The sequence below is a fragment of the Nonomuraea antri genome (genome assembly GCF_013283785.1).
Classification (GTDB): domain Bacteria; phylum Actinomycetota; class Actinomycetes; order Streptosporangiales; family Streptosporangiaceae; genus Nonomuraea; species Nonomuraea antri.
In genome coordinates this window covers 17,645-27,404 of record NZ_JABCPZ010000152.1, presented here as the reverse complement: position 1 = coordinate 27,404, position 9,760 = coordinate 17,645, and the positions used below count along the sequence as shown (strand labels likewise).

The following is a 9,760-nucleotide window of genomic DNA, read 5'->3' as shown; positions in this document are numbered from 1 at the left end:
CCCTCGAACCGTCCCTGTCCCGCCGCCTCGCCGCCCGCCGCCCGATCAGGGGTGGTGAAGTTCCTGGCCCGCGGCGTCGATCGGGTCGGGCGGGCTCGGGGGCAGTTCCTCCGTCCGAGGTGGTGTGAGCCGTCCGGTGGCCCAGGCGACCGGGACGGCGACCACCGCGATGACCAGGCCGGTGATCACGGCGGCCGAGGGGGTGGCGCCGCCGCCGATCGCCAGCCCGCCCGCGGCCGAGCCGACGGCGATGCCCACGTTCGCCGCCGAGGCGGGCAGCGACTGCGCCAGCGCGCCGCCCGGCCCGGCCAGGCTGACCACCCGGTACTGCAGCGACGGCACCATGCCGAACGCGACCAGCCCCCAGACCAGCAGGACCAGCGCCACCGGGATCGGGTACGCGCCGACGAGGACGAGCGCCAGCAGGCAGAGCGCGGCGAGGGCGGTGGCGAGGACCAGCGTGCGTGCCGCGTCCCTGTCGGCGAACCGGCCGCCGCCGAACGAGCCGGCCGCCGTGGCCACCCCGTAGGCCAGCAGGAACACACTGGTCAGCGCGCCGGAGATGCCGGTGACCCGCTCCAGGAACGGCACGATGTAGGTCAGGGCCGCGTACAGCGCCGCGAACACCAGGACGTTCAGCGCCAGCACGGCGAGCACGCGCGGGGCGAAGGCGTGCCTGGCCTGGTCGCCCGCGCCGCCGCCGGTGGCCGGCACGGACGGCGCCAGCGCCAGCGTGGCGACCAGTGTGAGGCCGGTGAGCACGACGATCGCGGCGAACGAGCCGCGCCAGCCCAGCGACTGGCCGGCCAGCGTGCCCAGCGGCACGCCCAGCGCGGCCGACACCGCGACGCCCGAGACGACCACGGACATCGCCCGCCCCATCCGCTCGGGCGGCACGACCGAGACGCCCGCGACGAACGCCCCGGCGATGAACAGCCCCTGGAACGCCCCGGCCAGTGCGCGCGCCACCAGGAACACCGGGTACTCGGTGGTCATCACGCTCACCAGGTTGGCCAGCAGGAACAGCAGCAGCGCGCCGCCGAGGACGACCTTCCTGTCCACCTTGATGGTCAGCGCGGTCAGCAGGGGGCCGCCGATGGCCAGGCCCAGCGCGTACGCGGTCACCAGCGTGCCGGCCATGGGGATGGAGATCCGCAGGTCGGCGGCGATCAGGTTGAGCACGCCGACGACGAGCAGTTCGGCGCTGCCCAGCACGAACATGCCCGCGAACAACGTGGCCAGGACGAGGTTCGCCCGGCCCGGGCGCATCACGCTACGCATCAGGGTCTTCCTTGCCATGGCGGAGTGACGGGTCGGGTCGAAAGCGCGGGCGCGGGGGCGGGGCCGAACAGCGGCACCAGGCTCGGGTCGTGGAAGGCGGTGATCCTGGCGATCCTGGCCCCGCTGAGTGTCAGGACCTCGACGCCCTGCGCCTCGTACCTGCCGCCGGGCAACCGCCGGTGGACGACGAAGGCGGGCTGGCCGTTGGCGCTGGTGGGCTCCAGCCGCCACCGGTCCTCGCGCAGCACCCGGCCGGCCAGGAAGCCGATGACGGCCGGCCGCCCGCTGAACCAGGTCGGGATCGGCGGCATCTCCACCTCGACGTCGGCCCGCAGCAGGTGCACGAGCGCGTCGGGGTCGGGCCGGGTGAACGCCTCGACGTAGCGGTCGAGTAGGTCGCGGCGGGTCTCTTCGTCCGGTTCCGCCAGGTCGTCCTCGGCGGGGCCGCGTTCGGCCAGGCGGGCGCGGGCGCGGCGGAGCGCGCTGTCGACGGCGGCGTCGGTCATGCCGAGCATGCCGGCGACCTCGGACGTGCGGAAGGCCAGCACGTCGCGCAGGGTCAGCACGGCCCGCTGGCGGGCGGGCAGGAACTGCAGCGCGGCGATGAACGCGAGCCGCACGCCGCTCCGCCCGGCGACGACGGCCGCCGGGTCGCCTGCCGCCGGGTCGCCTGCCGCCGGGTCACCGGTAGCGGACAGCGCGCCCGGCGCCGGTCCTGCGGGCGTGAACAGCGCGTCGGGCGCCGGTTGCAGCCAGGGCCGCGACGGCTCGCCGGGGGCGACGGCCACCCGGTGGTCCTCCGACGGCGCGCCCAGCCCCGAGGGCAGCGGCCGCCGCGCGCGGGTGTCGAGCGCCGTCAGGCAGGTCAGGGTGGCGATCCGGTACAGCCATCGGCGCAGCGAGGAGCGACCTTCGAAGCGGTCGAACGCGCGCCAGGCCCGCAGGTAGGTCTCCTGGACCTGGTCCTCGGCGTCGTGGATCGAGCCGAGCAGCCGGTAGCAGTGCGCGAGCAGTTCCGGCCGGAACGGCTCGGCCAGGGCGGTGAACTCGGCACGGGACGGCATCACGACGCCTCCAAAGGTTCGGGGTTCAAGATCCGGCATTTCCGGGTTAGGGGCTCTAAGTCCGGACTTTTCCGGGGTCGGGGTTCGAGGTCCGAAGTTTCCGGATTCAGGGCTCGCCTGGCTGTCATCGGGCGCGCTCAGCCGACCGGACGCAGGCCGGCGCCGTCGACCAGATACTCATGGACTCCGCCGCCGGGGCCCGCGGCGAGATCCACCACCGCCTTGGCCACCTGCTCGGGGGTGAGCACCGGGTTCATACCCCGGGCGAAGGCGTCCCGGTCCACGCCCTGGCGCGCGGCGTACGCCGTGACGCCGGCCGCGCCGAGCGCGGTGGCCGGGGTCAGGCGCGGGAACAGCGTGACGAAGCGCAGGTCCAGCGCGGCCCGTCGCGACTCGTCCGCCGCGTAGCTCGCGATGTGCCTGATCGCGCTCTTCGCCCCGGCGTAGCCGCCGCTGAGCGGTGAGCCGCCGAGCGCGGCGCCGCTGGACATGGCGATGACCACGCTGCCGGGCGCGAGCGGTTCCCGCAGCGCCGCCCGGGTCCAGGTGAAGACGTGCCGGGTGTCGGCGTGCCAGTTGCGGCTGAAGGTCTCCCAGGTGTGCTCGTGCAGCGGCGCCAGGTGCGGCGCGGCCCCGGCGTTGAGCACGAGCAGCCGGGGACGATGCGCGCGGATCAGGTCCTGGGCCGGCGTCTCGTCGGTGGCGTCGGCGGCCACCGGGGTGAAGCGGGGGCCGAGTTCGTCGCGTACGTCACGCAGGCTTCTCTCGTCGCGGGCGATGCCGACGACGTGCGTGCCCGCGGCGACGAGCGCGGCGGCGATCGCGCGCCCGAAGCCGCGGCCGGCGCCGGTGACGACGGCGTTCTCAGGTGGATGGGACATGGCGTGCTCCTGCGGTGGTGGCCGGTTCCGTCGGTATCAAGACCAGCCGCGGGCGGGAAATCCGTCGCACCGATGGGTGATCCGGGTCGCGGAATCGGCGTGACGCGACTATTCATTGAATGTATAGTCGCGATCATGTCAACGGCTCATGTGCTGCTCGGCCTGCTCGCCGAACGTCCCAAGCACGGCTACGAGCTCAAGAAGGAGCACGACCACCGGCTCGCCGGCGCCAAGCCGCTGGCGTACGGGCAGGTCTACGCCACGCTGCAACGACTGGAACGCGACGGCTGGGCGGAGGTGACGCAGACCCAGCAGGAGGGCGGCCCCGAGCGCACCCTGTACGCGATCACCGACGACGGCCGGGCCGAGCTGGACCGGTGGCTGAACACCGTCGAGCCGTCCGCGCCGTACGTCTCGGGCCCGCTGTTCGCCCGCGTCGCGGTGGCCGGCAGCGCCGCCGACGGCTACCTCATGCGGCAGCGCGAGGCGCACCTGGCCCGCATGCGGGAGCTCACCGCGGAGAAGGCCGGCGGTTCACCGGCCCGGGTGCTGGCGGCCGACTACGCGCTCCAGCACCTCGACGCCGACCTGCGCTGGATCGAGACCGCGCTCGCGCGGATGAAGGAGGATCACGATGCTTGAGGCCAGGGATTTAGGCAAGTCCTTCGGCCGGACCAGGGCGCTGGCCGGCGTCAGCCTGGCGATCGCCGAGGGCGAGATCGTCGCCGTGACCGGGCCGAGCGGCGCGGGCAAGTCGACGTTGCTGCATTGCCTGGCCGGGGTCGTCCGGCCGGAGTCGGGCGAGGTCGTCCTGGACGGCAGGCGGATCGACACCCTGCCGGAGGAGGAGCTGACCAAGTTGCGGCGCGAGAGCTTCGGCATCGTCTTCCAGCACGGCGAGCTGGTGCCCGAGCTGACCGCGGTGGAGAACGTGGCGCTGCCGCTGCTGTTCAACCGGCACGGCAGGCGGGAGGCGATGAGCGTCGCGGCCGAGTGGCTGGCCAGGCTGGAGGTGTCCGACTGCGCGGAGCAGCGCGTCGGCGAGTTGTCCGGCGGGCAGCGGCAGCGGGTGGCCGTGGCGCGGGCGCTGGTCACCGGCCCGCGCGTGGTCTTCGCCGACGAGCCCACCGGCGCGCTGGACACGCTCGGCGGCGAACAGGTGATGACCGCGCTGCTCGGCGCGGCCCGGGCCGGACGCACCGCGGTCGTGCTGGTCACCCACGACAACCGGGTGGCCGCCTACGCCGACAGGGAGATCACCCTGCGCGACGGCGCTGTGCCGGCCGAGGTGAGCCGATGATCGACGTGCTGCGGATGCTCAACCGGGGCCGCTCGCGGACCGAGCGCGTCCGTGCCCTGCTGGTCGCCGCGGGCGCGGGGGTGGCCACGTTCCTGGTCTGCACGGCGGTCAGCCTGGCCGACTACGAGGACGAGGGCGGCTCGCTGACCGGGCTCGGCCTGGCCCTGCTGGCCCTGCCGGTCGCCGGGCTGGTGCACCAGGCCAACCGGCTGGCCTCGGCCACCAGGGAACGGCGGCTGGCCGCGTTGCGCCTGGCCGGAGCGACGCCGGGCGACGTGCGGCGGCTGGGCGCGATGGAAGGCGGCCTGCTGGCCCTGGGCGGTTCGCTGGCCGGCGCCGCGCTGTACGTGCTCATCCACCTGTCCGGCCCGCTGCCGCAGGTGCCGGTGGTGGTGGCGGTGGTGACGCTGGGCGGGGTGGTGTCGGGGGCCCGCGCCGGGCGGCACGTCGTCGCCTCGCCGCTGGGCGTCGTCCGGCGGGCGCGGCTGCGGGACCCGCGGGTGCGTGACCTGCTCCTCGCGGCGGCGGGCGCCGGGCTGTTCGTGCTCGTGATGTCGACCCGCTTCCAGATCGCCGGCAGGTACGGCTCCGCGGTCATCATCACGGCCGGCCTGGTGCTGCTGCTGTTCGGCGTGACGATGGCGGCGACCTGGCTGATCAGGGCGTACGCGAGGCGCGCCGGGCGGCGGGCCGCCTCGCCCGAGACGCTGCTCGCGGCCCGGCTGGTCGAGGCCGATCCGCGGGCGTGGGCCAGGGCCCTGTCCGTGGTGAGCCTGACCGTGTTCTTCGGCGCCGGCGCCGGGGCCCAGCAGGCGGGGATCGGCTACACCGGCGCGCACGCGCTGGTGGACCTCGCGCTGGTGGTGGCGCTGGTGACCTCGGCCGCCGCGCTGGTGGTGCACCAGGCCGAGGAGCTGATCGACCTGCGCCGCTCGTTCGCCGCGCTGGCCGCCTCCGGGGTGCCGGAGCGGGCGCTCGGCGGGGTGCTGGTGCGGCAGGCGGTGATCGCCGCGCTGCCGGTCTGCGCGGTGGCGGCCGTCTCGGGCGTCGCGGTGGTGGTGCTCCCGCTGCTGGAGATCTACCGGCCGCAGTGGCTCGGGTGGGCGGTGGCCAGGGCCGTGGCCATGGCGGGCATCGGGGTTCTCACCGCGGTGCTCGTGGCCCTGGCCGCCCGCCCGCTGCTGCGCGGCGCGCTGCGTTTCACCGCACGCGACTGACCAGCGCCCGACGGTCGGCGCCGGGTGGCCGGCGGGCGGTGTCTCAGCCCACCGCGCGCTTCACCAGCTCGCTGATCTGGGCCTCCACCTCGGGCGTCACGTCGATCACGGCGAAGGCGGCCGGCCACATCGCGCCGTCGTCCAGCTTCGCCTGGTCGCTGAAGCCCAGCGTGGCGTACCGGGTCTTGAACTTGCCCGCGCTCTGGAAGTGGCACACGATCTTGCCGTCCAGGGCGTAGGCGGGCATGCCGTACCAGAGCCTGGGCGCGAGCGCCGGGGCGGCGGCGGTGACGATCGCGTGCACGCGCTCGGCCAGGACCCGGTCCGCCTCGGGCAACTCGGCGATCTTCGCGAGCACGTCACGCTCGGCCTGCGCGGCCTTGTCCGCCGGGCTGCGGCGCGCGGCCGCCTTCAGCTCCTTGGCGTGCTCCTTCATCGCGGCCCGCTCTTCGGCGGTGAAACCCTCGTATTCGCTGCTCATGGTGGTTCTCCTCAGGTCGCTCTCGGTATGGGACAACAATGCCGAATCGCGACAATACATCCGCTATGTGTGCGCGATGTGCCGCGCGGCTAGTCGTCGCCGCCGGGTCGCGCGGCCGCCGCGCGGGCCAGTTCGGTACGGTTGGCGACCTGGAGCTTGGCGTAGATGTGCGCCAGGTGGGTCTTGACCGTGCCGCGGCCGACGAACAGGCGCCCGGCGATCTCCGGGTTGGACAACCCCTGCGCGGCGAGCTCGGCCACCGAGCGTTCTGCCGGGGTGAGGCTCTCCCACCCCGTCTGCGGCCGGCCGCGTGGCCCGCGGGCGCGGGTGGCGTAGGCGATCGCCGCGGCCAGGTCCATCTCCCGGCCGCGTGCCATCGCGCCGGCCAGGGCCGGATCGTCCGCGCCCGGCCAGGGCCGGGGCGCGAGCCCGAGGTCGCGGCGGGCGCGTTCGGCCGCTCCTGCCAGGATACCGGCCGCCTCTCCGGCGCCTCTGCGCAGGTTGGCCAGGGCGAGGGAGTCCAGGCTCGACACTTGGCCGAGCACGAGATCGTGCTCGATCCGCGTCCGCAGGGCCTCGTGGTGCAGGCGCAGCGCCCGCTCGGGGTCGCTCTCGTGGGCCGCCAGTGCCTGCTCGTCCAGGACGCCCGCGCGGATGCGCGGCATCTCCCCGGTCACCGGCGCGCCGGCCAGGGCGTCGAGCACCCGCGCCGCGCCGGCCTGGTCGCCGGCCGGCCGCAGCGCGGTGGCCAGCACGAGCTGGGTCTCCGGCGCGAGCCGGGAGTCGTCGGGCTCGTCCTGCCAGCGGCCCTCGCGCCGGCACCACTCCACCGCTTCCTCGGGACGGCCGCAGGCGAGTGCGATCATCGCCTTGCCGCGCTCCCAGCCGGTGATGAACGGCAGCCGCTCCGAGCCGTCGACCAGGCGGTCGATGGGTTCCAGCGCGGCGGCGGCGGCCTCAAGGCGGCCCTGGAGCACCCGGATCTCGGCCAGCACGACCCGGGCCGCGCCGGTCCAGTGCAGGTCGCGCAGGGGTTCTGCGGTGCGTACCGCGCGTTCGGCCAGTTCGCCGGCCCGCTCGACCGCGCCCGACCTGGCGGTGGCCAGCGCCAGCCAGCCCAGCGCGATCGAGCCGATCCCCCGGTCGCCGCGCCCGGCGAGCCCGGCCGCGGCGCGTTCGAGGCTGTCGATCGCCCGGCGGTAGTCGTCGGCCAGCAGGTGCACCAGGCCGGCGAACGTCTCGGCGCAGTCGGCGACGAACGCGTCACCGGCCGCGGCGGCCTCGTCCCTGACCGCCCGGGCCTCGGCCAGCGTCTCGGTGAGTCCGACGGCGAGCCGGCCGAGCGCGACCAGCGGCCCGGCCAGCCGCGCCGCCGCGGGCGTGCCCGACTCGGCGGCCAGTTCCCGCGCCGCCCGCGCCACCTCGAACGATTCGACGCCCGGCTCGGCGGTGTCGAGCACCAGCGCCAGCGCCGCCAGGATCTCCGCCTGCCGCGCCGTGCGCTCGTCCGCGCCACGCGCCGCGCCCTTGCGCAGCAGCCGCACTCCTTCGTCGCCGCGCCCTTCCAGGTGCCACAGCCACACGCAGGCGACGGCCAGCCGCCGCCCCCGGCCCGGGTCCTGGCGTGAGAGCCCCCATTCGATCGCGGCCCGGACGTTCGGATAGGCCGCGCCGACGCGGGCCCGCCAGGCGTCCTTGTCGGTGTCCAGCAGCGGCGCGGCCTGCCCCAGCAGCGCGAGTTGCAGGTCCAGGTGCAGGTCGGCGGCCGCGTCGGACTCCCCCGCCGCCGCCAGCCGGTCCAGCGCGTACGCCCGCACCACGCCGAGCATCCGGTAGCGGGCCACCTCACCGGTCGTGTCGGCCACGACCAGCGACTTGTCGATCAGCCCGCGCAACGCCCTGAGCAGGTCGCCCGGGCCAGGTCCGCCCAGGCCGGACAGGCGGGTGACGGCGTCGGCGGTGAAGCCGGGCTCGAAGACGCCGAGCCGGCGGAACAGCACGCGTTCGTCCTCGTCCAGCAGGTCGTGGCTCCAGCTCATCGAGCCCTGCAGGGTGCGCTGGCGGAAGGGCGCGGTGCGCGCGCCGCCGTCCAGGAGGGCGAACGGGGTGCTCAGGGAGTCGGCGATCTGGGCCAGCGAGAGCGCGCCCGCCCAGCCGGCGGCCAGTTCCAGCGCGAGCGGCAGCCGGTCGAGCCTGTCGCAGACGCGCCTGGCGGCGGGACGTGACTCGGCGGCGCCGGGCGCGCCCGCGCGGACGCGTTCGAGCAGCAGTTCCAGCGCGTCCGCCAGGGCCATCGGCGGCACCCGCCACACCCGCTCGCCGGGGACGCCGAGCGTGGCGCGGCTGGTGGCCAGCACCGCCACGCCCGGGCAGCTGGCCAGGATCGCGGCGATGACCTCGGCGGCGGCGTCCAGCACGTGTTCGCAGTTGTCGACCACCAGCAGGAGTTCGCGCCCGCGCAGCGCCCCGGCCAGCGCGGGGACCGGGTCCGGCCCGGCGGGCAGCAGGAGGTCGAGCGCGGCGGCGATCCGGCGGGCGACGTGCGCGCCGTCCGGCTCCTCCTCCAGTCCGACCCAGAACGCGCCGTCGGGCCACGAATCGGCGGCCGCCCGGCTGACGCGGATGGCCAGCCGGGTCTTCCCGCACCCGCCGGGCCCGGCCAGCGTCAGCACCCGCCCGGCCGTCAGCGCGTCGCCGATCGCGGCGAGCTCATCGGCTCGCCCCACAAACGATGACAATTCCGGCGGAAGGTGACGAACGTCAGGCACCTCGGAAGTATGCCAGCAGTTCCGCCACCCTCCTCACCGGCATATCTGCCACCTGGCAGATGTTCCCGACCGGCGCGGACGACAGGATCGTTCCTACCGGGCGACGACGGGTCGCCGGGAACACGCGGAAGGACGGAACAGAAATGACGCAGCACACCGAGACCAGGGCCCGCAAGGTCGTCGCGAACATTTCGCTCTCGCTCGACGGGCGGGTCAACGGTCCAGGCGGCGAGGGGGACATGGGCTGGATCGTCCCGCACGCCATCACCGACGGCGCCCGCGACCACATGATGCGGGTGACGGGCACCGCCACCACGGTCCTGCTCGGCCGCAAGAACTACCAGGGCTTCGGCTCGTTCTGGCCGGCCGTCGCCGAGAACGCCGACGCCGACCCCCGCGACCGGGCCTTCTCCCGCTGGCTCGACGAGACCGAGAAGATCGTCTTCTCCTCGACGCTGAGCGAGGCGCCCTGGCGGAACTCCCGCGTGGCCGGATCGGGCCCGGCCGAGGAGGTCGCGCGGCTGCGCCGACAGCCCGGCGCCGACATCATCGTGCTGGCCAGCAGCAGCGTCATCACCGCGCTGCTGCTGGCCGCCGACGAGCTGGACCGGCTGAGCATCACGCTCTGCCCCGAGGTGGCCGGCGCCGGCGACCGGCTCTTCCCCGACGGGCTGCCTGCCGCGTCCTGGTCGCTGACGGACCTGTCGACCACCGAGTCCGGCGCGATCTGCCTGATCTACGACCGGATCAGGGACGCGGGCTGACCAC

General features: G+C 74.9%; 9 protein-coding genes. 4 read left to right on the top strand and 5 right to left on the bottom strand.

Annotated elements, in window-relative coordinates; translation table 11 throughout:
- Window positions 1–45: 45 nt before the first annotated feature.
- The 3 genes from HII36_RS36600 to HII36_RS36590 form a co-directional block, all read right to left on the bottom strand.
- Window positions 46–1,281, bottom strand: coding sequence for an MFS transporter (locus tag HII36_RS36600; protein ID WP_173527903.1), 1,236 nt, complete (start codon window positions 1,279–1,281; stop codon window positions 46–48).
- Entirely contained in the window at window positions 1,281–2,345 is a 1,065-nt protein-coding gene (locus tag HII36_RS36595; RefSeq protein WP_173527905.1) for an RNA polymerase subunit sigma-70, read from the bottom strand. Before HII36_RS36595 ends, HII36_RS36600 begins: the two co-directional genes overlap by 1 nt.
- Window positions 2,346–2,482: 137 nt before the next feature.
- Window positions 2,483–3,226, bottom strand: a complete 744-nt coding sequence (locus HII36_RS36590) for an SDR family oxidoreductase (RefSeq protein ID WP_173527902.1) — start codon at window positions 3,224–3,226, stop codon at window positions 2,483–2,485.
- 135 nt (window positions 3,227–3,361) lie between these two features.
- Here HII36_RS36590 and HII36_RS36585 point away from each other — a divergent pair, with 135 nt between their 5' ends.
- Genes HII36_RS36585 through HII36_RS36575 form a run of 3 tightly spaced genes read left to right on the top strand, consistent with a single transcriptional unit; the run spans window position 3,362 to window position 5,743 of the window.
- Window positions 3,362–3,868 carry a PadR family transcriptional regulator gene (locus HII36_RS36585; protein ID WP_173527901.1) on the top strand — a complete coding sequence of 169 codons (507 nt, stop codon included), beginning with the start codon at window positions 3,362–3,364 and terminating at the stop codon, window positions 3,866–3,868.
- Window positions 3,861–4,526, top strand: coding sequence for an ABC transporter ATP-binding protein (locus HII36_RS36580; protein WP_173527900.1), 666 nt, complete (start codon window positions 3,861–3,863; stop codon window positions 4,524–4,526). The genes HII36_RS36585 and HII36_RS36580 overlap by 8 nt, the downstream gene beginning before the upstream one ends.
- Window positions 4,523–5,743, top strand: a complete 1,221-nt coding sequence (locus tag HII36_RS36575; protein WP_173527899.1) for a hypothetical protein — start codon at window positions 4,523–4,525, stop codon at window positions 5,741–5,743. The genes HII36_RS36580 and HII36_RS36575 overlap by 4 nt, the downstream gene beginning before the upstream one ends.
- Window positions 5,744–5,786: 43 nt before the next feature.
- Here the strand turns inward: HII36_RS36575 and HII36_RS36570 are convergent, their stop codons facing one another.
- Together HII36_RS36570 and HII36_RS58865 are read right to left on the bottom strand one after the other, a co-directional pair.
- A complete protein-coding gene (locus HII36_RS36570; protein WP_173527898.1) occupies window positions 5,787–6,224 on the bottom strand; it encodes an iron chaperone in 438 nt (145 codons plus the stop codon).
- An 89-nt stretch (window positions 6,225–6,313) separates the two neighbouring features.
- Window positions 6,314–8,950 carry a helix-turn-helix transcriptional regulator gene (locus HII36_RS58865; RefSeq protein ID WP_173527897.1) on the bottom strand — a complete coding sequence of 879 codons (2,637 nt, stop codon included), beginning with the start codon at window positions 8,948–8,950 and terminating at the stop codon, window positions 6,314–6,316.
- A gap of 185 nt (window positions 8,951–9,135) precedes the next feature.
- Between HII36_RS58865 and HII36_RS36560 the strand changes: the two genes are divergently transcribed.
- Window positions 9,136–9,756, top strand: coding sequence for a dihydrofolate reductase family protein (locus tag HII36_RS36560; RefSeq protein WP_173527896.1), 621 nt, complete (start codon window positions 9,136–9,138; stop codon window positions 9,754–9,756).
- Window positions 9,757–9,760 lie beyond the last annotated feature (4 nt).

Excerpts from the sequence above, each read along its gene's own strand:
- HII36_RS36560 (WP_173527896.1), top strand. The coding sequence starts at position 9,136 with ATGACGCAGCACACCGAGACCAGGGCCCGCAAGGTCGTCGCGAACATT.
- HII36_RS36570 (WP_173527898.1), bottom strand. The coding sequence starts at position 6,224 with ATGAGCAGCGAATACGAGGGTTTCACCGCCGAAGAGCGGGCCGCGATG.
- HII36_RS36580 (WP_173527900.1), top strand. The coding sequence starts at position 3,861 with ATGCTTGAGGCCAGGGATTTAGGCAAGTCCTTCGGCCGGACCAGGGCG.
- HII36_RS36590 (WP_173527902.1), bottom strand. The coding sequence starts at position 3,226 with ATGTCCCATCCACCTGAGAACGCCGTCGTCACCGGCGCCGGCCGCGGC.
- HII36_RS36585 (WP_173527901.1), top strand. The coding sequence starts at position 3,362 with ATGTCAACGGCTCATGTGCTGCTCGGCCTGCTCGCCGAACGTCCCAAG.
- HII36_RS36600 (WP_173527903.1), bottom strand. The coding sequence starts at position 1,281 with ATGCGTAGCGTGATGCGCCCGGGCCGGGCGAACCTCGTCCTGGCCACG.
- HII36_RS36595 (WP_173527905.1), bottom strand. The coding sequence starts at position 2,345 with ATGCCGTCCCGTGCCGAGTTCACCGCCCTGGCCGAGCCGTTCCGGCCG.
- HII36_RS36575 (WP_173527899.1), top strand. The coding sequence starts at position 4,523 with ATGATCGACGTGCTGCGGATGCTCAACCGGGGCCGCTCGCGGACCGAG.